Raw genomic sequence first — 22642 nt, 5'->3', positions numbered from 1 at the left:
AATATTTCAAAGTACGCCCATCAGGCACTTGCCCCTAAGAATAAAGACTAGTTAAGCAAAATTATTCCTACCTTATTACCAAGAGCTTGTTCAAGCTAGAAATCAAAAAACAATATTATCAAAAATCCAAAATTCTTAATTAATTCAGGCTCCGGCTTTTCAAAGACACTGCGTAGCAGGGTTAATGAATATTTTAAAAATAATGATGTGAGCCCTTACGGGAACAGCGGCATGAGGTTAAAATCTATATGCATGATTTCGTTGTTCTTTGTGCCACTAATTATTGTGAATACCGGCCTTGTTACAAGTCTGTGGATGCTTATTGCTATGTATGTTTTGGCCTCATTTGGTATGTCAGGTATAGGAATGGGAGTAATGCATGATGCTATTCATGGAGCGTATAGCCGAAATAGAAAGATAAATAAATACATGGGGTACACTATGAATCTGATAGGGGCTAATGCTTCTATATGGAAGATTCAGCATAATGTGCTGCACCATACATATACTAATATAGAAGAAGCAGATGATGATATTAATGCGCCGTTTTTCCTGAGGTTTTCACCTCATGCTAAACGTTATAAGGTGCATCGCTTTCAGCATTTGTATATCTGGTTTTTTTATGGTCTTTCTACATTATCATGGATTACTGTAAAGGACTTTATAAGATTACATAGATATAGAAAAATGGGCTTTTTTGGCTCAAAGACTGAGTATAGGAGACAGATAGCTAAAGTTATAGCATGGAAATTGGTGTATTATTCTTATGTGCTGGTATTACCTATGATCATGGTGCCATTGGCTCCCTGGACGATACTTTTAGCATTTTTCATCATGCACTTTATTACAGGATTAGCAATTACTACTGTCTTTCAGACAGCGCATGTAATGCCTAGTACAGCTTTTCCTTTACCTGATGAAAACGGAATTATAGCTAGTGACTGGTCTATTCATCAGTTGGCTACTACAAGCAATTTTTCACCCAAAAGTAGGTTTTTCTCGTGGCTGATAGGAGGGCTTAATTTTCAAATTGAGCATCATTTATTACCGAATATTTGTCACGTTCACTATAAGAAATTATCGAAAATAGTAGCTGAGACTGCCAAGGAGTATGGTATACCTTATCATACTAAAAGAACCTTTGTAGCCGCTATTTGGGATCATGTGAAAATGCTTAGGCAGTTAGGTAAAATGGAGATGGTGCCCGTGCAACATAGTAAAACACCTATGCCTGGAAAATAGCCACTTTATAATACATATGTAAGTTTAATAGAGTGGTTTCACACAAGAAAAAATTTAAATGAATAATATTAGAACTAAAAGAAAGAGAAACGGCGGTTTCTCTAAAACCAACGCTTCAAGACCTAACGGTAGAAGGAATGGTAAGAAAAAAGCGGTTTCTTCTATTGATCCTAATTCGTTGGTGAAGAAGGCTGTGAAGAAAGAAGAAAGCAGGTATGTGCCTACTCGTAGTTTTGATGAAATGCCTTTGAACGTAAATCTAAAGGCTAATATATATGAGAAAGGATTTAGTCATCCTACACAGATTCAGGATCAGACTTTAGAGCTTTTGCTAGAGGGTAGAGATATGGTAGGGATTGCCAATACAGGTACAGGTAAAACTGGAGCATTTCTTATTCCTATTATTAATCAGTTATTAGATAACCCAAAAGGATCTAAGGCATTAGTAGTAGTGCCTACAAGAGAGCTGGCTGTGCAGGTAGAAGATGAATTTAGATCTTTAACTAAGAAGTTGGGATTGTACGTGTCTAGTTTTATTGGTGGTACTAATGTAGGCAAAGACATGTCTCAATTAAGGAGAAGGAACCATGTAATAATTGGTACCCCTGGCCGTTTGATCGACTTGATCAACAGAGAGGCTCTCAAAATGAATGAGCTTACCACTTTGGTATTAGATGAGTTCGATAGAATGTTGGACATGGGGTTTGTTAATGATATAAAGAAAATGGTTAATCTGATGCATAATAGAAAGCAGACTATGCTTTTCTCTGCTACGATTGATAATACTCAAAAGTCGTTAATAAAAATGCTTTTGAATAACCCTGTAGAAGTAAAGGTGAGTAGTGGTAAAACTACCAGTGATCATATTGATCAGGATGTGATCCATGTGCCAGAGGGAGAAGATAAATTCAAAATGCTTTTGAATCTTATAGATGATAAAGAGTTTGAAAAAGTTTTAGTATTTGCCGAAACTAAAAGAATGGCAGATAAGGTGGCTAAGAAATTGAATCAGTCCGGTTTAAAGGCTGATCAAATACATGGAAACAAGTCACAAAATTATAGAATGAAAGCCCTCAATAGATTTAAAAAGGGCGACGTACAAGTGTTAGTAGCTACTGATGTAGCAGCTAGAGGAATTGACGTGAGTGATGTAACTCATGTAATAAATTACCAGCTGCCTATGAATTTTGATAGCTACGTACATAGAATAGGACGAACAGGACGTGGAGGTAAATCCGGTAAGGCTTTTACTTTTATAGACCCGTCTGATAATTAATAACGAATATATTACAATTAATACAATAAACAATTATGCAAGAAGGAACAGTAAAATTCTTTAATAGTACCAAGGGTTTTGGTTTTATTAAGCCATCAGATTCAAGTGAAGATATTTTTGTACACGAAAGTGGACTTATTGACGATATACGTGAAAACGACAAAGTAAAATTTGATGTTGAGAAAGGAAGAAAAGGAATGAACGCTGTTAATGTAGAGCTAATTGACTAATTAGTCCTCATTAAAAACAACAGAGCCGCTTAGTATTTTACTAAGCGGCTTTTTTATTTTATGTCAATATAATTATATGGTACTTATGGTGACTATTCCGAGCGACTGCTTTTTGATGGTTACCCGCTCATAAGTACTGTTTTAAGGTTTCTTGATTTCTCCTTAAGGAGAATAGAGGTTATTTTCTTTATAGTTTGATTAACCTAATTTATATATCATGAAGTCACTATTATCTGTCGTTTTTGTAGCGTTGAGTTTGTCTGTGGCGGCGCAGAATGTAGTATTATTTGAGAATTTTGAAGGGACGATAAATGGATGGTCTAAATCTATTACTGAAGAGAATCTTTCCGATAATGAATGGTTTATTATTAGTGGTCTGAGTAGTTCTTTAAGCTCTGGGGTAAGGTGTATAGCTGTTTCAGGTAATAATGGAGCAACTAATATGTATAATAACGTAACATCTGATCATTCGGCTTATATAACGCCTAATTGGCCGGCAGATCCAGCTTCCCACGATATAAATCTGCGGTATGATGTTAGATGCCAGGGTACCGTTGTTTTAGGAATAGAAGTTGATTATCTACGTGTGTTTTTAGTGGATATGGCTCAAATAACTAGTCCGGATCCACCTACAGTTTCTAATTTGAATGTATCAAACTCTATAGAATTACGAGATTATGCAGCCGAAGGTGCTAATTGGTTCAGAGAGAGTTATCCCTTAACTACCGCTCAAAAGAACTTTATAGCATCTTCTCCGGGTAATGTAGCTGTAGTTTTTAATTGGGTGAATAATAATGTCACCAGAGTAAACCCTCCGGCAGCTATAGATAATGTCACTATTATCTCTACCCCAAATACACCTCAGCCCTTAAATGGCACTTACGAAGTAGGTAAGATAACTAACAATGATTTTTTAACAATAAGCAGTGCAGTTAGCTATCTTAATACTTATGGTTTGTCTGGTAATGTCGAGTTTCTCCTAACTGATGAAACTTATGACGCTTATTTTGAAACCTTACCCTATGTGATAGGCAATGGTACGGCGACTCCATTTACTGGTGCAGGTACACATAATATTACCTTTAAACCGGCTATAGGTATAACTCCAGAAGTTACAGGTTCAGGATACATTACCGATAGAGGCCTATTTAATATTAATGCTGTAAGTAATATCACTATTGATGGTTCTAATGTGGTGGGAGGCACTTCTAGAGATCTTACTATTTTCGCTAATGATGCAAGTGCTAATAATCGTGTAGCGGTTTTAATTGGTGCAAGAGATGAAATCAATGCTATTTCTAATATTACGGTAAAGAATTCTATACTTAGATCCAATAGTGCCACCCAGGGATATGGAGTGATAGCAGCACATTATACTAATTTAACTGAGGGGAGATTTAATAATATTTATATCACCAATAATGAATTTTATACCGGAAGAGAGGCGATTCACATAGATGGTTTGGATAGAGATGGAGGGGGAGGCTACACTACCAACAGTAGAGCTACTAATATCTTCACAGAAAACAATATTATAAATGGTGCTGGAGCTAATGCTATTCGGGAGCGCGGGATTCATTATTTGGGAGTGGATAACGGTACTATTTCTAATAATGTAGTGGGTAATTTATTATCTACGGATGATTTTAATGATTTCGGGATTATGGTGGATAAGAATAGTAAAAACATTACAGTCGCAGCTAACGAAGTCTTTAATATTACTTATACAGGGTCAACTACGAATGCTTTTTCTGGTCATGGTATTGGGGTAAATAGTGGACTTACTAATGCTAATGTAATATTAAAAAATAACGTTATTCATGGAATCAGTGGTTATGGAAGTAGTGCAACCACTCCTGGATCAATTCTTTCAAATCCAGCAGCTATTTTATTGGGTATAGGGGGGCAAACAGGAACTAATCTGACCTATACTCAAAGTGGCTATGAAATATATAATAACTCTATTTCATTATATGGTGATGCTTTACGTCATGTGCAGGCCACTTCTTTTGGTGTGGCTGTAGCCAATAATACTGTAGGGGTAAGTTTAGAGAGTAATGTGATAAGGAATACGCTGGGCGGCAATTCGTCTCTTTCGGGGAGGGCTCGGGCAATAGGAGTTTATGGGCAATCGGCTAGCGGGCAATTTTCAACCATTGATTACAATAACCATTTCATTAATGCCGGAACTACACGTACTTTTAATTACATAGGCGCTTTTGGGGCTTATAGTAATCTTAATACGAATGCGACTACAACCATGGCCAACTGGCGAACTGCTACCGCCGGACGGGAAGCCTCTTCAATTGCTGCTGACCCGGGGTATACTAGTACTAGTAACCTTGTGCCTGACGTTACAAATTCTAACAGTTGGAATATTCATGGAATGGCCAAGCACAATGCTAAGGTTGCCGATGACTTTAATGGGGTGGCAAGACCTGCCTCAGTAAGTGATGGTACTCCTGATATGGGGGCTTATGAGTTTGAATTGACTAGAGGAGGTGCTTCTACTCCTCCGGTGGTTAATATAGCGGGGCCTTTAACTACTGCTACTCCTTATACTTTTTTGGTTAATCAGAGGAGTTGGATAACTATTACCTTTCTTCCTGGCTCTGATATTCCATCTAATTTAGCCTTACGTATGTTCAGTGGAGATTGGCCTGCGAATCCTATTGACTACTCTATCAGTAATTTTTACTTCGAGTTGGTTGATACCTTTGCTGGTACACCTAATTATAATTTCACCATGATCATGCATTATGATGATGCCTATTTGGGTACCGTTGGTGACCCTGGGTTGGTTACAACTATGATTTCTTCTTCTCCTGATGGCTCAGAATGGTCTTCTGGTGTTGCTGTTCATAACGATGCTGCTAATACAGTGACCTTGGCAGGACTTTCAAATTTTGGGTTTTTTACAATGAGCTCTAATATTAATCCTCTACCTGTTGAGCTCATTCGTTTTGGAGGAAAACAAGAAAAGGATCATTTAGTGTTTGAATGGGCCACAGCATCGGAGATTAATAATGCTGGTTTTATTATCCAGAGATATGTTGCAGAGACAAAAAGCTGGATAGATATTGGTAAGGTTGCAGGAAATGGCACTGTGCCTGATCGTAGTGATTATGAATTTATAGATGAAAGGCCAATGTCCGGAAGCCATATTTATCGTTTACTGCAGGAAGATTACGATGGTGCTATTAATGAAGCTGCTATAACTACGGTAGATTTTATTCACTCAGATCCTATTCATGTATACCCTAACCCTGCTCATGCTGAGCTTAACATTGTAAATCAGCACGCAGAGGAGGCTTATATTCAAATTCTGTCTACCAAGGGAAATATTGTAACTGAAAAAATAATACCTCCTTATCAGAAAACAGCATTAGATGTCTCCTCTCTGGCTCAGGGCATTTATGTATTAAAAGTGCAGATGTCTTCTTTCAGTTATCAGCAATCATTTAGTAAAATGGATTAATATTTTACTCCTTAGGAGTAAGTGGAGAGGGTATTTTATTTATTAATGATGGTTAATATTTTAATTCAGGGATTAAGTGTGGTCTTTTAATGGAATAATTGATTTTAAAATATTAAATTATATCTAATGATTCTTGAACGGTTTGTGAGTGAATAGGTTAGCACTTTATGAAAGCGGGAAACGAGTACAGAGCTTTAGAAGAAAAACGATTACATAAATTGAGGGAATATGGGGTGCTCAATCCTTATCCTGATCCTATGCTGTCTGATATTATTCATTTAACTCGGCAGTTTCTAAAGAAATTTAAGATACTACTTTATTTTGCTGGTGAGAACCGGCATTGGCATAAGGCTAGTTATGGCCTTTTAGGAAAGTATAGCTTACTTAATGATTCGCCACTGACCCATATTATGCTTGAAGATGGCTTTACGGAGCTTTTCTCTATTCATGAAGATCAACGCTTTAAATATAGCCAATGGCTAGAGCAGTTTGTGGATGTTTCATATGTAGCCGGGTGTCCTGTAAAATCTAAAGACGGGGTAGCCTTAGGCGGCTTATGTGTGATGGGGGGCGAGGGAGATCGCGTAACGGAAGATCAGGCAGATGGGCTGCGGGTTCTTACTCAGCAGGTATTAAATATTTTGGAATTAAAACGACTCTCTCCTTATACATTTAATTCAGGGGTAGAAGATAAACAGACCTCATCCAGATATACTTCTCCTTTTCTGCAAATATTAAACTCATCGTTAGATTCCATAGTATGTATGGATGTGGAAGGTAATATTACTTTTTGGAATGAGCAGGCTGAAAAGGTGTTTGGATGGCAATCCGATGAGGTTTTAGGAAAATCAATGGTTGAGACCATAATACCTCAAAGGTATAGAAATAGTCACTTGGAGGGGTTTAAGCATTACAAGAAAACAGGAAACGGACCTATATTACGAAGGAGGGTAGAGGTAGAAGCTCTGACAAAAGAGGCGGGAGAGATTGATATAGAATTGATAGTAGTACCTGTAGAAGATGAGAGTTCATTCTATTTCTGTGGATTTATAAGGGATATTAGTGCTCATAATAGAGCTCAGGCTCAGATTGTAGAGGCGAGAGAAAATTTGGAGCGAGCCGAAATGCAGGTTAAGCTGGGCAGTTGGTACCTTACTGCAGATGGTCGCAGGCACTGGTCTAAGCAAATGTTTCGTTTATTGGGCTATGACCCTGAAATGACAGAGCCGCCACCCTTTGATGATTGGATTCAACGATTTCACCCCGAAGATAGGTACATATTATTTGAGAATGAAGAGCGGATGAAGTCAGGTAAGCCGCTGGAAGAGAGGTTGATGCGTACCAACCCTGATATGCTGTCTCTGCGCTATCTTTTGCCTCAGATGAGTGTCATGTATAATGAAGATGGTACTATTAGCCGTTATCAAGGTACTATATTAGATATTACAAAAAGAGTAGAGCAAATAGAGTCTTTAAAGAGGGCAGAAGAGAATTACCGTCAAATATTCGAAAATTCTCAAGATGGAATTTTCCAATCTACGCCTGATGGCAGGCTTATGGCCGCTAACCCTGCCCTGGCTGAAATGCTGGGTTATGATTCGCCTGATGATATGCTGGATCAGGTAAATGATATTGGCCGTGATTTATATAGTGACCAGGAAAATCGTGATAAGCTCTTGCAAAGCTTGCACAAGAACATTTCTGTAAAGGGACTGGAGTTAAGGGCTAATAAAAAAAGTGGAGATAAAGTGTGGGTCCAGGTTAATGTTCATGGTATTTATCAGGAAGGGAAACTCGTAATGCTGGAAGGAAGCGTGAAGGATGTTACAGAGCAGAAGCTTGCCCGTCAGAAGATTACTCTGGAAAAGGAGTTGTCAGATAGCATCATTAATAATCTTCCAGGGATTTTTTACCTATACAATAAGAAAGGTCAATTTTTAAGGTGGAATGATAATTTTACTCATGTAACAGGCTATAGTTCTGAAGAAATGAAAGAAATCACAGCTGTAGATTTGTTCGAAGAAGGAGCAGATAGGGACATGGTAATGCAAAAGGTTGGCGAGGTATTTACTAAAGGCTATGCGGAAGCAGAGTCTAATTTTTTATTGAAGAATGGGAAAAAGATACCCTATTATTTCAATGGGTGGCGCATTATCTATCAAAATGAGCCATGTCTTATTGGGGTAGGTATAGATATTTCAGAGCGTAGAAAAGCAGAGAAGGAGTTGATAGCCTCGGAGATGAAACTCAAGGCTTTCTTTAATAATACCTCTGATGCGCACTTACTCTTAGATCTTGCAGGAAATGTTTTAAGTTTTAATCCGGTAGCAAATACCCTTGCTCAAAATGTGTGGCATGGACCGTTAGAAGAGGGAGTGCCTATATGGCGTAGAATAGGAAAAGAGTATGAGGAGCAGGGTAAGCGTTGGTTAGAAGTAGTGTTAGAAGGGGAGGATATAAAAGAAGAGGTCTACCTTCCTGCAGAGCATGGAGGCTCAGAGTGGTGGTTACTAAATGCTGCATTGGCAAAAGATAATGAACAGAATGTGTTTGGGGTGGCTGTAAAGTTAATCAATATTGAGCCTATTAAACAGGTGAATCAGCGGTTGCTTTTGAGTAATGAGCAAATCATTAAGGCTAAGAATGAACTAGATCAGTTTGTTTATAAATCATCACATGATCTGCGGGGGCCACTAACTTCTGTGCTCGGCTTGGTTAACCTGGCAGAGAGGGATGTAACTACGAACTCTTTTTCTATTTATCTTGATAAAATTAGGCAGTCGATCCTTAAACTGGATGATTATATTAAAGATATTATAGACTTCTCTTATAATAGTAGTTCTGCCATTAGAAAGGGTGTAATAGACTTAAGGCAAGTGATAGAGAATGTTATTAATGAATTGCAAAGTTTACCTAATGCCGAAAATCTGGAGATTGACATTGATTTAATAGAAGACTGTGCCGTGGTGAGTGACTTGAATAGATTGAAGACAGTAATTACTAATATTATAGATAATGCTATTCTTTATCAGGATCAGGAAAAGATGGTGTCTCAGCTGATGATCAGAGCTCATGTTAGTAACCAACAGATAAGTATGAGTTTTAGAGATAATGGTAAGGGTATAGGTCAGCAGTTCAAAGATCAGGTATTTGATATGTTTAGTAGAGGCACTACCAGTTCTAAAGGATCTGGTTTGGGTTTGTATATTGTGAAAGAAATAATTCACACCTTGCAGGGAGAGGTGAAAATAGATTCTGTGGAGGGTAGCTATACAGAGGTGGAATTTATAATTCCAAATAGAAATGAATAAGGAAATGGCGGATAAGTGCCATCTCCTTGTTAATAAGTGGATTAATCTATTATTTTAAAGCTTATTCCTTTAATGGTTTGCCATCCTTCATGGTCAGTGAGCATAATTAGGAAATGATAATCTCCATTATCTACATCTGCTGGCACATCAATACTCATTTCAGCCGTGTATTCTCTTTGGCCTTCAGGAATGGAGAAATTATTGATAAATAAGAATGGGTTTTCAGGGGTTTTTATTGGATCCATGTTGCAATCATTCACTTCTGTGCTATGGTTGTGATGATCAAAATTATGATGTATATCTATGCTGTATGAGCCAAGCTCTTGGTTGTCAGTGAAGTGAGCTATAAAAGTAAAGCTTTCTCCTTTTTTTATTTCGCTGCACTGCTGCGGGTAATTAGCTGCAAAAGTCTCATCTATTACAGGATACTCCGTGTCTAGAGATTCTTCATCATCAGAACAACCGGTCAATAGTATAATTGTGGCGAAAAGAATGAATAAGAAATGAAGGAAGTAATATGTTGTTTTAAATTTCATGTCTTTACTGTTTATTAAATAATGATCAAGAGAGCTCGCTTAATGGAGCTCTCTGATAAACCGGTAGTTCAAATCACGAAGCAGCAACAACTTCAATATGTGATTCAAATTCCAGTTCATTGCCTTCTTCGTCTTCAATAATGAAGGTCGCATGGTATTCTCCTACAGGCGCATTGGCTGGCACGTCTATATGCTCATGAAATTCAACTTCTGATTCTCCATGATAACCGTCTTCAAACTCCTGCTCAAAATGCCATTCTTCTTCTCCTGCACCTACAGTAAGGTCATGTCCGTGGATATCTACAATGATATGATGGATACCATGATGAGCATCTATCATAAATTCTGCATGTAGATCAGTGCCTCTTACTACTGTTTCATCAATAGAAAGATCGCTATAGCTGATTTCTCCAGTAGAGGCATCACCATCCATTATTTCAAGGTGTCCTTCAGATTCAGCAGTTTGTCCGGCTTCATCGGTAACAAGCAATGTAATATGATATTCTCCTGCAGGAATGTTGGCAGGGATATCGATATGCTCATGAAAAGAAGGGTTTTTTACTAAGTATTTTTCATCTGTAAAAACTTGTTCTAAGTCCCATTCTTCTTCACCATCGGCTAGCTCTAAGTCATGACCATGAATAGTTAAAGTAATGCTTTGTACAGTAGCCTCTGCCTCAATACTAGCTTCCATATGTAGATCTGAGCCCTTATAAGCTACTGGGTCAGTGGAGTGATCACTGCCTGCTCCATATTCAAAATCCGTAATAGTAGGTGCTGGTAGAGATGGTGTTTCATCGTCATCATCGCTACAAGCCATAAAAGTACTAAAGCATACTAAAGCTACGAGAACTAATCTTGCTCGTAATAATAGTTGTTTGTTCATCATTTTAATTTATTTAATTGTAAAAGGTATGTTCACTGATAGAATTATGTTTCGTCCGGCTTCAGGCATATCTATAAGCCTATAAAAGCTGGTATGATTGAAATATTTAGTGTTCAAAAGGTTATGCGCCTGCAAACTGATATGTAAAGGCTGCTCTCTTATTTGGATACTGGTGCTGGCTCTGATATGGATAACCTGTGAGCCAGGAGTTTCTTTTTCTGGAGGTACTATCCGGTTTTGTCTGGCGGTAACTCGGTAGTCAATGGAAAATGAAGTTTCGTTGAGCTTTTTTAGGGCTGGCGACCAGGATATAGAAAAAATTGCTGACGGTGCAGGTGAGAAGGGGAGCGAGAACCCTTTTTTCTCTCCGTTAAGCTGCTGGGCATAAACATATTCACCGGTTACTTCAGTGCTTAATGATTTATGAAAATTCCATTGTGCAGATAGCTCCCCGCCGTAGCGCATTACTTTACTTTGGGTGTATTCAAATACTTGATTCCCTGCTCCATAGAGATAGTCATGCTCTGAGGTAGGGTTGAGATAGATATAATTTTGAAAATAGTTGAAGAACGGTGTAGCTTCGATCGTCCAGCTAGGTGCTGACCAGGTAACGCCCAGGTCTGCCTGATATGACTGCTCAGGGTCTAAATCTATATCGCCTCTTTCATAACTGTAATAATGATAGTTTACGCCATTAGCACCTAATTCTTTGGCTATTGGCATACGAAAGCTTTTTCCGATATTTAGCTTTAAATTAAGTTGATCATGGTTATAATTGACTCCTGCAGACCATGACATATTATTGAAGTCCCTGGATTGATTACTGGAGCGTTGAATGAATATGGATTCTGAGTTACTTTCAGTGTTATTAGATTCAAACCAATCATAGTACTCCTCTATTTTCACTTTGCCATAGTCCCACCTGATAGCAGCATGAAGGAGCCATTTTTTGTTGATTTCATATTTGTCATAAATATAACTTCCGGCCGTAAGCTGTTGAAATGATGGAATAAGAAAGCCCCATCCACCAATTTTATTATCTTGAAAGGATGAATTAATGCCTATTGTTAAATTATGCTTGCCTAGCCAAAATAGGTTACGAACATTGGCAGAGAAAATGTCTTTTTTAAATTTCCTTTCCTGATCTTCAGGGATATCTAAATTTTCAGGATAGGCAGCTGGCATGTAGCCATGGGTAACATAGTTGCTTAGTTCTTCTCGTAAATTATTTTGATACCCTAGTTCTGTTATTAGTTTATGATTAGTAGACCATGTAAATTCACTAGCATTAATGATTTTGAAATGATTCACTTCCTGAAAAGGATGGTGAATGTCCCGGCTGGAGTGGTCGTGTAGTTCTGTGTCTACCTGGCGAGGTTCCAGCCCATGAGCGTTGGCAAAAAATCCGCTCTTGCTATGGGTATTGGTGATGTAAAAGGTAGATTTTAAATCATCTTTTATCAAGCCAACATCCAAATGGAGGCTGGTTTCTCTGCCAGCAGTATTTCTGACTTCATTATTGTGGAGGCGTACGGGGGCATTGTATACACTAACACTTTCTGTGGGCACTTTATAGTCTCCGTAATTTTGATGAGTAACACGCGTATTAAAAAATAAGGAATTGCCTCTTCCGTATAAGTTGAAAGAGCCCCCTAATAAATTGTTGTTGCTTTTGCCGATAATGTCTACAGCTCCACCAAGGGAGTTTTTATTGGGAGCGGGTGGAGGCAGTATGTCTATTACCCCGCCAATGGCATCTGAGCCATATATAAATGAAGCAGGGCCTTTTAGTATTTTGATTTTAGAAGCTCCAAATTGGTCTATTTCTAAGCCGTGATCTGCACCCCACTGCTGGGCTTCATGTTTTATGCCTTTGTCTATTACAGATACTCGGTTGAAACCAAGCCCTCTGATCAGTGGTTTGGATTGGCCAGAGCCGATGCCTATGCTGCTCACCCCTGGTATTCGTTCTAGAGATTGCATAAGGCTGCCACCCAGATTTTTTCTAATAAATTCTTTATTGACAATTTCTACATTTAATGCTTCTTCTTTTTTGGCTAGTTTATCCGGGTTAGTGTGTATAGTTACTTCCTCAAGCTCTTGTAGAGATGGGTGTAGCTGTATCTTTAGCGGATTAGAGGTATCTTGATGAGAAACAGCTATTTCTTTCGAAATGTAGCCTATGTATGATATAGTAATGGTATATGACTTGTTGGCTTTTAGTGGGATAATAAAGTTGCCTTTTTCATCCGCAATAGTAATGACGTTGCCAGGAGTCAGCATAATACTAGCACCTTCTAACACCTCGTTATCAAGGTTGAGCACTTGGCCTCTTATTACTTTTTCCTGTGCAGATGAAAATCCATAAAGGCAAAGTGTATTGAATAATGTGATGTAAACAGATTTAAATATTATACCTCTCATGTAGGGAAACGCATCTTTTATTTATATGCAATATAGTTGCAATAGGGTGCAAGGATACATAAGGGAGTTTTTAAATGCAATAAAATTGCAAATGAATTATTGTTGCATTTAAGAAGTGGGTACTATTCTAGTCGGTAATCAGTTACTGGAGATTGGTGTGATTGGGGAGGAGAGAGGATTACCTGGCCACCTTTGACTGTGGCCAGGATTTAATATGTAATGTTATTTTATGGGAGTATACTTAAAGTCTTTGAATATGACTTTGCCTTTACCCATAGAAACAAGACCTATTCTTAAAGCCATAAAACCACTAAGTACATTATGATGAAGCCCGGAAACTTCAGCTGAGTTTTCTGTTTTAGTCCAGTTCTTGCCATCTAGACTGTAATACATGTCTACTGTATTGTTAACGGCTTTTAGTCGAAGCCATACTTTTCTTTTAATAACATCTTTTTCGGTTACAAACTGCCAGCCGCGTAAGTTGGTAAGTATATTCTTACTATCAGCTAAAATACCTGAGAACGCTTGTTTGTTGTAGAACAGTATTAGTCCACCAACTGCATCACCTTCTACTTCTAGTTCAATATCTGCAGTATAAGCATGATGAGAAGGCATAAGTAGAATTGGGGAGCTGTTGGCTACACCTTCTCCTTTTCCCTCTACTATTAAATTTTCATCAGTTAATTCAAAGCGGTCAGTGTTGTACTCTTCAAAAAATCTCCATGCCGGATTCAATGTTTTACCATCGAAAGAGTCATTTAAAGAATAGGTTTTTTTAGGATGCTTGCCTTCGGGCATTTTTACAGGTTTGCTTAGAGAAGCATCATCCGGCAGTTTGTACCATCCGTCATTAGTCCATTCTAAAGGCATGAGGAAGGTCTGTCTCCCCATATTATAAAATCCATTTTCATAGCCGTGGTATATCATCCACCATTTTCCATAAGCATCTTCAAAAGGAGTGGCATGAGCTACAGAAGCCCAATGTTCATCGTTTGACTGTGCTCGGGTAATGGGGTTATAAGGAGAATTTTCCCAAGGGCCAAGTGGAGATTTAGATCTGGCAGAAATAACCATGTGGCCGGTAGCAGGTCCTGCAGTACCACCTTCAGCTACGGTTAGATAGTAATAATCGCCTCTTTTAAATAATTTTGGACCTTCCATACAAAAACACTCGATAGACCATTCTCTCGGTATTTTCCATCCATCATAGCTGTGAGTAAGTTCCCCGGTAACTTTGAGTCCATCTTTTGAGAGCGGCACGTAGGAGCCATTGCTAAAATATAGATATCGATTGCCTTCGTCATCAGTAATATGGCCTGGGTCAATGCTTTCAATATCCAGTTCAATAGGTTCGCTCCAAGGCCCTTCTATATTATCGGCATAGACTACATAATTGGTATTACTTGCCGGGAAGTAGATGTAATACTTACCTTCATATTTAACCATGTCAGGAGCCCAAACGGAGCCCACATATGTTTTTAAGGCATGGGTCAGCGGAGTCCAATTAATCAAGTCAGTAGAATGCCATATGAGCAGGCCTGGGTAGTATTCGAATGATGAGTGTACAATGTAATAATCCTTTCCATCCACCAAAATGCTGGGGTCAGGATAGTCTCCAGGAAAAATGGGGTTCATGTAATAGCCTTTTTCCAGTTGGTCGGCATTAACCTGATACTGCGCCATGCAGGATATAGAGGTCAGCCAAATCAGTAACAGTAGAATATTTGTTTTCATGCGTTTATTATAAATTCAGTTATGTAACAAGTGTATTAAAAAAATGATAAACTTGATATTTGATGCGTGGTATTCTTTGTTGATAATAGGGGCACCTTTTGTTTATTAAATACACGTAGTCCCTTACGATGATGGTTTGAATGAGAATAGTGAAGAAAGCTTACCCTTTTACTTTATAATTCCATTTCGATAAAGATCTAAAGCGTCATTTAAGACTTTGGTTATTGTTTTTATAGGAATATCATCTGTAGGGTTTACCCTTAGAATTTTCATTCTAGATCGGTTTCCCTGTTCTAAAACAGCATGTTTCAGTAGTTTGCCTTCAACCATAAGTATATATGGCTCTTCTGTTTTTTTATCTTTCCATAAGTAACAAAACGCCTTTTTGCCGTAGCAGAAGCAAGGCATTCCGTATTTTATAGTTTCAAAAATATTCGGGTCTTGTTCTAAAATGAGGTCTCTTAAAGTCATTAAGCAGCTCTTATTAGGCTCTTCCAGACTGAGGTAGAAACTCTGAATAATCTCTTGAGGCATGATTTAGGTATAATTAGGTTTAGTTATTTATAGACTGCCTTTGGCCTATAAGTAACCAATGAACGCTAATTAGTCACTAAATGTTCGATGTAAATCTATTGATTGTCAGTGTTATATGAATTATGATGGTCTGATGAATTTCCAACTATAAATTAAATGGTATCTAGTTTAAAATGAAAAGTCCCATTGCACTCTAAATCTTAGTTCATCAGCTGTTTGATAGTCACTGGTTTGTATATCAAACTGTGATACTTCCATAGATAGCTTATTTCTATGTCCGGTGAAAAACCAGTTCATAGCCACTGATGCCTCTTCCAGGTTATTGTCTAGGTCAGTGTCAGGACTGTAATTAGAGTATCTAAAGGCGATTTCTAAAGGTTCGGGCCACCAGTGTATCGACTGATGAGCAAGGTAACCTGCTTGCAGATAGAAGCCTCTTAGAGTAGTGGTATTTTTGTTTATTTTGTCAATGATCTCTTTGTTGTGAAGCTCGGATTGCCAACTAAATCCATTGTAGACAAACGCAGTTTCCAGATTTATCTGGTTAATTCTGTATTGACCTGCTTGTCCGTTTTCAAATCCTTGTAAATAGCCTCCTCCTGAAGAGGAGAAGCGGGTGTAGCCACTTCTGTTAGTTACGGCAGATAGTGCTATTATAGCTTCGGGGGTTTTATGAATTGAAAGGTCACTGCTTTTAAATCCCAGGTTCTCTCCAGTTACATTCCATTGCAGTCTGCCAAAGTACATCAGGTTTTTGTCGTCATTTTCTTGTGTGCCTCTGCCTGTGCCCGTAAATATACCAGCCCAGTAATTGAAGTCTGCTACACTGGGGCCATCTAAGCGACCGTATATTTCTACTCCTTGCTGTCGATCAACGGTAAAGGCTCTGTTCAGAATAGAGCGATCTACCATCTGCTGTACGCCACTACTTATTCTCCGTTCTCTGTTGAATTCCACTTTCCATTGACCAATTTTAACGTTAAACCATTTCCAACGTTCTACCATTATTCTGAAATCGAGCAGATTAGAGCGGCCTAGTTCATATTCCCAATAGTATTTTAGCCAGGGTTTATAGGCATGGCCACCCACTTTAAGGCGAGCACGGTTTATTTTAAATGCAGAGGTGTTATTGCTCGCAAAATCATTAAAAGTAACAGGATCATTATCGCTAGGCGTAGCAAAGCGAAATTGTAATCGACCTTGTATCTGAAGCAGATAGGAGTTATCAGGAGATCTTAACTGAACGCCCTTAGATCCATAATTGATTTGCCACTGCTTATTTTCAGTGGAGTCATTTTGAATGTTTTGAGCCTTTAAAATGCCGGATGACAAGAATAATAAATAAAAAAATATTCGTGGAATAATACCCCTCATAGAATCTTCACTAACCATTAAATCTGCAAAAATATAAATATTAGCGTTATTTAACATTAAATAAACATATAAGAAATAATAGCTTAACATTAATGGATGTTAGTGAGGTATGCTGCGAAGGGGTTACAGCAAAGCAATGGGGATATCAAGGCTTAGAGGTTCAAGTGCAAAATGTAGAAAAATATGACATGCTTCATTCTTATGTGGTTTATACTTCCATTAAAAGCTTATATCGTCTCAATACTAAAAGTGGAGGTCTATTTTATGTGGGCAATGATGAACAAAGAGAGATGCTTATGCCTAAAGGTAAAACTGCGGTCATTATTTCTATTGGGTATAAAGGAGATAATGTTTTTATAGCTTTTGAGGAATTTAAAATAGGCATTAAATCTGAAATCTCAATGAGTTTAAAATCTTCATCAGAAGAAGAGGTTAAGGGTATTATTAATAGCTATGCTAATTATGATGAGGAAAATAATATTGAAAAGGATCTAGAGTATATGGTTCTATTTGAAAAGGAGAAAAATAGGCATAGGACATTGAAATTAGAAAGTGATTTTATTTATAGGCTTTGTTTGGCGTGTAACCCAAAATTTTAAAGCATTAAAATGTAAGCAGTGATAATTTCTGCTTGCTATAGATGTAGCAAGATGGATGTTGCGCTAGAAATGTTTAAAATACGGTGTTTAGTTACATCAATAATAAGCCGCTCTTAATTTAAGAGTTCCAACTTTAATTATTAATTAATATATTTAGCATCGGAATATTCAATAAATAATTCTACTCGTATGAAAATTATAAGGATAGTATCATTCATAATTATAATAGCAGGCTTTTTTACTCTAACATCATGCAGTGATCCTTATGAGGATATTAATAAAAAAGAACTGCCAACTGATCCGGCTGATCATGATCTTTCAAACTCGGAAAGAGGTGGTTGAGTTCGGGATTCATTAACAAGTGGGCAAATAATACTGATTTATTGAAAGCAACCTAACCTTTACCTAATGAAGATTCTAATAACATTCTTAAGGATGAATATACTCAGTGTAGTGATTTGTATGTTCTTTTTTTCCTGTATAAATGAAAGTGAGGATACTGCTCCTGAAGAGCTTCCTAACGATGCTCAAGCATTAAGTTTACTTCTGTTAAACGACGATTTAAACCCAGCAGCTCGAATGGAAATCTACTATAGATTATTTAAGGATTCAAAATATAAAAATCCTGAAATAGCGAATGATTACTTAGATAAATTATCTGTATTAGCAGTCTCTGAGGATAATCCTTCTTATCAAGGTCGTTATGAGCTTTCAAAAGGTGCGATATTGAGAAATGAAAGAAAGTATGAAATAGCTATTGTCCACTTTTTAAGAGCGTCGGAATTGTTTCAAAAATCAGGAGATTTATTAAGAACAGCAGATGCTCTTAATGAGATCGGGATTTTATTTAAAAATATTGAAGGTTATTCTCAAGCATTACCTTATTACGAAAAAGCTGTAGGCATATATAGTGAGGCAAAAGATTGGAAATACTTGTCTCGTACACTAGCCAATATGGGTACCTGCTATTTGAGGGATGGGCAGCGGAGTGAGGCCTTAAAGTTTTTTAATAATGGAATTAATACTGTAAAGAAGTCTCAAGGCGATAATGAAGAGTTAACTTTCTTCTACAGTAAAGTTGGAAATGTTTATTTTGCGCAAAAGGAGTATGATAAAGCATTAAACAGTTATACTGAAGCATTATCAGTTAAAGATGTTTCTGATCTTCAAAAGCATTCTATTTATATCAATATAGCTAATGCTTTGAATTTAAAAGGAGACTTCACTAAGTCAGAGGATTGGTTGTCAAAAGCACATGTTTTGGAAAGAAATTTGTCTATTGATGATACTCGTTTAATTCAAAGGCTGAATATAGAAGGAGAGTTTTACCAATTACAAGGAAAACATCAAGAAGCGGTTAAGGTGTTTAATCAGGCGATTGAAGTGGCAGATAAAGGTGTCATTAATGAATACTTTGCCAATACCCTTGATTTAATATCTAAGTCACAACGTGCACTTGCTGATAAAAACGGGAAAGTGGCGTTTGATGATGTATTTAGGGTAGAAGATTTGAGAAAGCAACAATCAGCACTTAAGGAAGAATTGGCTGGGCAACTTGATTTTAAAAAATTGCAAGTGCTTCTAGATAAAGAAATAGAAATTCATTACAGAGAGGTGAAGCAAGCAAAAATTGATAGTGAGCGATCTACTATTATAAAAACCGCAAGTGCTTGTATCGCGGTATTTATTATGGTTCTTTTAGGTACCACTATCTATATGAGAAGAAAAAAGCTTATATATGAAGGGAGAATACAAAAAGTAAGAGACCTATTTAATGAAGATTAATTAATGGTCGAATAGCATATAAAAAATGGCTCTTGAAAAATAATCAAGAGCCATTTTTTTTGATCTATTAGATGAGTAGAGTCTACAAGGATGATTAATAACTTGCATTTAAGGTCACTAAGGATACTTTAAAATAGTAGAAAAACTTACATAAAATCCAGCTTATAGAATAGGGATTCTATTAAGACAAAATAGATGACAGGTGTCTATTTGATTTTCAACTGCCTTTCTAATTCTTTTAGTATTAGTTTGAAATTGAAGAAACTCAAAATATTATATTTGATTGATGTTTAATTAAGCTCAGTATATGACCGTACGCTGAGTAAAGATTGATGCAATAATGAGTAGAGAAGTTTCAAGGGCGATATTAAAAGGAGATATTGATAAATTAGAAGGATTAATTCAGCAAGGCTATGATGTACATAATGTTACAGAAAAGGAGAGTTGGAATCTGCTGCACAGAGCATTGGTCTCTGTTTCAATTACTCCAAAAGTAGATATGATCAAATACCTTATTGATAAAGGAGTAGAAGTAAATAGTGTGGATGTGTATGGCTATACCCCGTTACACTATGCCGCTAGGGTGAAGAGTGTGCCAGTGATCCAATGCCTTTTGCAGGCAGGTGCTGATGTGGATCCTGTTTCTGAAGATGGAGAAACACCTTTAAGGTTGACTTTTCAAAATCACCCTTTTAGTTTAGAAGCTGTTGGCTTACTATTAATGCATGGCGCCAATATAGATCATTCGCATAATGGAGGTACTACTATTTATGATTTAGCAAAGTTGGTCTGTCATGAACAGAGCGATTTGGCTATTGTTGATTTAATGGAAAACCGCAGAAATGTTTATGGAAAATTAGTGTAAGTAAGTTACTCAGTATAAAAGATTATAAAAAAAATAAAGCCCCTGATAATCAGAGGCTTTTTAAAATTACTTGAGGCGCTGAGCGGATTCGAACCGCTGTACAAGGTTTTGCAGACCTCTGCCTAGCCACTCGGCCACAGCGCCTTATTGTTTTAGGAGTGCAAATCTATAAATAAACACATATCCATACAACCTTAGGTCAAAATATTTATTCATTCTTTATGTAATACATCGTAACCTATTGAAAAAGAGCGGTTAATAAAATTAATTTGGATTTTAAATCACGCTTGCTGCAAGTGAATGCGCACTAAGTAAAATGCTTTTGTAGTATTTCAAATTATTAAATCTGATTTATAGAATCTTTTTCTTATTGAAATAATTAATAGAAGTGTATTACTTATTTTAAAACCTTTTTTTACTTTGAGGAGTATAATAATTAGCAACGAACTAACTTTTGCTATGCTTAAAATTGGAATAGCAGCCGACCACGGCGGCTTTGAACTGAAGAAACTGATTACCTCTAACCTAGATATCACCAACAAATATACAATTCAAGATTTTGGGGCAGATGCTTTGGATAATAATGATGATTATCCTGACAGAATATTGCCTTTAGCTGAGGCTGTTTCAGCAGGAACAGTAGATAAAGGAATAGCCATTTGTGGTAGTGGTGTTGGAGCCTCTATCATTGCTAACAAGCTACCCGGTGTAAGGGCGGCCCTAATCACGGAAACATATTCTGCCCATCAGGGCGTGGAGCATGATGATATGAATGTACTTTGTCTAGGTGGTAGAGTTATTGGCTCTGCTTTAGTAATGGAGATTATCAACGCCTTTTTAGGTGCCAGTTACATTGGCGAAGGAAGGTTCGAGAGAAGATTACAAAAATTAATTCAAACAGAAGAAAAATACTTAAAGAAATGAGTAATACAGGTTACGACTTCGGGATGGTAGGTCTTGGAGTAATGGGAAGAAACTTATTATTAAATATAGCTGATAGTGGTTACAGTGTAATAGGTCTTGATAAAGATATAGAAAAGGTAGCTTCATTGACAGAAGAAGCCGATAAGGATCATGTAAAGGCTACTACCTCAGCAGAAGAATTTATTTCTTCATTAAAATCACCTAGAAAAATTATGATGTTGGTGCCTGCTGGTGCGCCAGTAGATTCTGTTATCGCTGAGCTAACTCCTTTTTTGTCAAAAGGAGACTTGCTTATGGATGGAGGTAACTCATACTTTCCTGATACGAATAGGAGATATGATGCACTTACAGAGAAGGGCATTCATTACATGGGCGTAGGTATTTCTGGAGGTGAAGAAGGAGCTCGTAGAGGACCAAGTATTATGCCTGGTGGCAGTGCCGCTTCTTATGATTTTATTAAGCCCATTTTAGAAGCAGCAGCAGCTAAAGTTAACGGAGAACCATGCGTGACTTTTATAGGTCATCGAAGCGCTGGAAACTACGTAAAAATGGTTCACAATGGTATAGAGTATGCCTTAATGCAGTTGATTTCTGAGGCTTACCATTTGCTGAAATCTGGTGCAGGACTTTCTGATGAGGAGCTGAAAAATGTTTTCACAGAATGGAATAAAGGTGAGCTTAACTCTTTCCTAATAGAGATTACTTCTGAGATTTTTGCCAAGAAAGATGAGGATGGAGAAACATTGATTCTTAACAAGATACTTGATAGAGCAAGATCAAAAGGAACAGGAAAGTGGACTTCTCAAAATGCTATGGACTTACAGGTACCCGCGCCTACCATAGATCTAGCAGTGGTGGCCAGAGATATTTCAGCAATAAAAGAAGAAAGAGAAGCTGCCGGAGAAATATTCCCTGCTAAAGAATATAAGCTTGATGCAAGTAAAGAAGAAGTGATAGGTAAGGTGGAAAATGCACTGAAGTTTGCATTTATAACAGCCTATGCTCAGGGTTTTGCTATGATTAAAAAGGCTAGTGATGAATACAACTACGAGGTGAAGATAGCTGAAGTGGCTAAAATATGGAGGGGAGGATGTATTATTCGTGCAGCCATGTTAGAAGATTTTCGTAAGGCTTTTGAAGCTGATCCTTCTCTTAAAAATATAATGGTTAATGATGACCTTGCTAAAAAGTTAAATGCTTACCAAAGTGATATTAGAGATTGTGTGAAAATGGGAGTAGACGCAAGCATACCTATGTCTGCTACTATGGCATCGCTTTCATATTTTGATTTGTATAGAAGCGGATGGCTGCCTCTTAACCTTATTCAAGCTCAGAGAGATTTCTTTGGTGCTCATACTTATGAGAGAATAGGAGAAGAGGGTGTATTTCATACCATCTGGAAATAAATTTTGATATTAACATTATATAAATATTCTTCATTGTG

16 protein-coding genes and 1 tRNA gene are annotated in these 22642 nt (G+C 37.3%); 10 read left to right on the top strand and 7 right to left on the bottom strand.

The window, feature by feature from the left end:
* Positions 1–252 precede the first annotated feature (252 nt).
* The 5 genes from LVD15_RS26705 (at position 253) to LVD15_RS26685 (ending at position 9537) form a co-directional block, all read left to right on the top strand.
* Positions 253–1242: a fatty acid desaturase family protein gene (locus LVD15_RS26705; RefSeq protein WP_233778245.1), complete on the top strand. Its 990-nt coding sequence runs from the start codon at positions 253–255 to the stop codon at positions 1240–1242.
* Positions 1243–1300: 58 nt separating this feature from the next.
* Positions 1301–2518: a DEAD/DEAH box helicase gene (locus LVD15_RS26700; RefSeq protein WP_233778244.1), complete on the top strand. Its 1218-nt coding sequence runs from the start codon at positions 1301–1303 to the stop codon at positions 2516–2518.
* A 35-nt stretch (positions 2519–2553) separates the two neighbouring features.
* Positions 2554–2748 carry a cold-shock protein gene (locus LVD15_RS26695; RefSeq protein WP_233778243.1) on the top strand — a complete coding sequence of 65 codons (195 nt, stop codon included), beginning with the start codon at positions 2554–2556 and terminating at the stop codon, positions 2746–2748.
* A 217-nt stretch (positions 2749–2965) separates the two neighbouring features.
* Positions 2966–6226, top strand: coding sequence for a T9SS type A sorting domain-containing protein (locus tag LVD15_RS26690; RefSeq protein WP_233778242.1), 3261 nt, complete (start codon positions 2966–2968; stop codon positions 6224–6226).
* 167 nt (positions 6227–6393) lie between these two features.
* The gene (locus LVD15_RS26685) at positions 6394–9537 is read left to right on the top strand and encodes a PAS domain S-box protein (protein WP_233778241.1); all 3144 of its coding nucleotides are present in this window, start codon (positions 6394–6396) and stop codon (positions 9535–9537) included.
* 41 nt (positions 9538–9578) lie between these two features.
* Here the strand turns inward: LVD15_RS26685 and LVD15_RS26680 are convergent, their stop codons facing one another.
* The 6 genes from LVD15_RS26680 to LVD15_RS26655 form a co-directional block, all read right to left on the bottom strand.
* Positions 9579–10073, bottom strand: a complete 495-nt coding sequence (locus tag LVD15_RS26680) for a DUF4625 domain-containing protein (RefSeq protein ID WP_233778240.1) — start codon at positions 10071–10073, stop codon at positions 9579–9581.
* 73 nt (positions 10074–10146) lie between these two features.
* Complete coding sequence (locus LVD15_RS26675) at positions 10147–10962, bottom strand: DUF4625 domain-containing protein (protein WP_233778239.1); 816 nt, start codon at positions 10960–10962, stop codon at positions 10147–10149.
* A gap of 6 nt (positions 10963–10968) precedes the next feature.
* A complete protein-coding gene (locus LVD15_RS26670; RefSeq protein ID WP_233778238.1) occupies positions 10969–13383 on the bottom strand; it encodes a TonB-dependent receptor in 2415 nt (804 codons plus the stop codon).
* 222 nt (positions 13384–13605) lie between these two features.
* Positions 13606–15117 (bottom strand): family 43 glycosylhydrolase, encoded by a 1512-nt coding sequence (locus LVD15_RS26665; RefSeq protein WP_233778237.1) that lies wholly within the window; start codon positions 15115–15117, stop codon positions 13606–13608.
* Between the two features lie 168 nt (positions 15118–15285).
* Positions 15286–15651 (bottom strand): DUF1801 domain-containing protein, encoded by a 366-nt coding sequence (locus LVD15_RS26660; protein WP_233778236.1) that lies wholly within the window; start codon positions 15649–15651, stop codon positions 15286–15288.
* Positions 15652–15819: 168 nt separating this feature from the next.
* Positions 15820–17082 (bottom strand): OprO/OprP family phosphate-selective porin, encoded by a 1263-nt coding sequence (locus tag LVD15_RS26655; RefSeq protein WP_233778235.1) that lies wholly within the window; start codon positions 17080–17082, stop codon positions 15820–15822.
* 35 nt (positions 17083–17117) lie between these two features.
* Between LVD15_RS26655 and LVD15_RS26650 the strand changes: the two genes are divergently transcribed.
* The 3 genes from LVD15_RS26650 (at position 17118) to LVD15_RS26640 (ending at position 20274) form a co-directional block, all read left to right on the top strand.
* Complete coding sequence (locus LVD15_RS26650; RefSeq protein ID WP_233778234.1) at positions 17118–17624, top strand: hypothetical protein; 507 nt, start codon at positions 17118–17120, stop codon at positions 17622–17624.
* 435 nt (positions 17625–18059) lie between these two features.
* Positions 18060–19409 (top strand): tetratricopeptide repeat protein, encoded by a 1350-nt coding sequence (locus LVD15_RS26645; protein WP_233778233.1) that lies wholly within the window; start codon positions 18060–18062, stop codon positions 19407–19409.
* Positions 19410–19749: 340 nt separating this feature from the next.
* The gene (locus tag LVD15_RS26640; RefSeq protein ID WP_233778232.1) at positions 19750–20274 is read left to right on the top strand and encodes an ankyrin repeat domain-containing protein; all 525 of its coding nucleotides are present in this window, start codon (positions 19750–19752) and stop codon (positions 20272–20274) included.
* 73 nt (positions 20275–20347) lie between these two features.
* Here the strand turns inward: LVD15_RS26640 and LVD15_RS26635 are convergent.
* A tRNA-Cys gene (locus LVD15_RS26635) sits at positions 20348–20418 on the bottom strand.
* 276 nt (positions 20419–20694) lie between these two features.
* On the opposite strand from LVD15_RS26635, the gene LVD15_RS26630 reads away from it, so the two are divergent.
* Positions 20695–21198: an RpiB/LacA/LacB family sugar-phosphate isomerase gene (locus LVD15_RS26630; protein WP_233778231.1), complete on the top strand. Its 504-nt coding sequence runs from the start codon at positions 20695–20697 to the stop codon at positions 21196–21198.
* Positions 21195–22604 (top strand): NADP-dependent phosphogluconate dehydrogenase, encoded by a 1410-nt coding sequence (gnd, locus tag LVD15_RS26625; protein ID WP_233778230.1) that lies wholly within the window; start codon positions 21195–21197, stop codon positions 22602–22604. The genes LVD15_RS26630 and gnd overlap by 4 nt, the downstream gene beginning before the upstream one ends.
* Positions 22605–22642 lie beyond the last annotated feature (38 nt).

Source organism: Fulvivirga maritima (genome assembly GCF_021389955.1).
Lineage (GTDB): Bacteria > Bacteroidota > Bacteroidia > Cytophagales > Cyclobacteriaceae > Fulvivirga > Fulvivirga maritima.
The sequence above is the reverse complement of the archived record's forward strand: the minus strand, read 5'-3'. Positions and strand labels throughout refer to the sequence as shown.

What these genes read in the sequence shown, in the direction of transcription:
- LVD15_RS26705 (WP_233778245.1), top strand. Translation starts at nt 253, where the DNA reads ATGATTTCGTTGTTCTTTGTGCCACTAATTATTGTGAATACCGGCCTT.
- LVD15_RS26700 (WP_233778244.1), top strand. Translation starts at nt 1,301, where the DNA reads ATGAATAATATTAGAACTAAAAGAAAGAGAAACGGCGGTTTCTCTAAA.
- LVD15_RS26695 (WP_233778243.1), top strand. Translation starts at nt 2,554, where the DNA reads ATGCAAGAAGGAACAGTAAAATTCTTTAATAGTACCAAGGGTTTTGGT.
- LVD15_RS26690 (WP_233778242.1), top strand. Translation starts at nt 2,966, where the DNA reads ATGAAGTCACTATTATCTGTCGTTTTTGTAGCGTTGAGTTTGTCTGTG.
- LVD15_RS26685 (WP_233778241.1), top strand. Translation starts at nt 6,394, where the DNA reads ATGAAAGCGGGAAACGAGTACAGAGCTTTAGAAGAAAAACGATTACAT.
- LVD15_RS26680 (WP_233778240.1), bottom strand. Translation starts at nt 10,073, where the DNA reads ATGAAATTTAAAACAACATATTACTTCCTTCATTTCTTATTCATTCTT.
- LVD15_RS26675 (WP_233778239.1), bottom strand. Translation starts at nt 10,962, where the DNA reads ATGATGAACAAACAACTATTATTACGAGCAAGATTAGTTCTCGTAGCT.
- LVD15_RS26670 (WP_233778238.1), bottom strand. Translation starts at nt 13,383, where the DNA reads ATGAGAGGTATAATATTTAAATCTGTTTACATCACATTATTCAATACA.
- LVD15_RS26665 (WP_233778237.1), bottom strand. Translation starts at nt 15,117, where the DNA reads ATGAAAACAAATATTCTACTGTTACTGATTTGGCTGACCTCTATATCC.
- LVD15_RS26660 (WP_233778236.1), bottom strand. Translation starts at nt 15,651, where the DNA reads ATGCCTCAAGAGATTATTCAGAGTTTCTACCTCAGTCTGGAAGAGCCT.
- LVD15_RS26655 (WP_233778235.1), bottom strand. Translation starts at nt 17,082, where the DNA reads ATGTTAAATAACGCTAATATTTATATTTTTGCAGATTTAATGGTTAGT.
- LVD15_RS26650 (WP_233778234.1), top strand. Translation starts at nt 17,118, where the DNA reads ATGGATGTTAGTGAGGTATGCTGCGAAGGGGTTACAGCAAAGCAATGG.
- LVD15_RS26645 (WP_233778233.1), top strand. Translation starts at nt 18,060, where the DNA reads ATGAATATACTCAGTGTAGTGATTTGTATGTTCTTTTTTTCCTGTATA.
- LVD15_RS26640 (WP_233778232.1), top strand. Translation starts at nt 19,750, where the DNA reads ATGAGTAGAGAAGTTTCAAGGGCGATATTAAAAGGAGATATTGATAAA.
- gnd (WP_233778230.1), top strand. Translation starts at nt 21,195, where the DNA reads ATGAGTAATACAGGTTACGACTTCGGGATGGTAGGTCTTGGAGTAATG.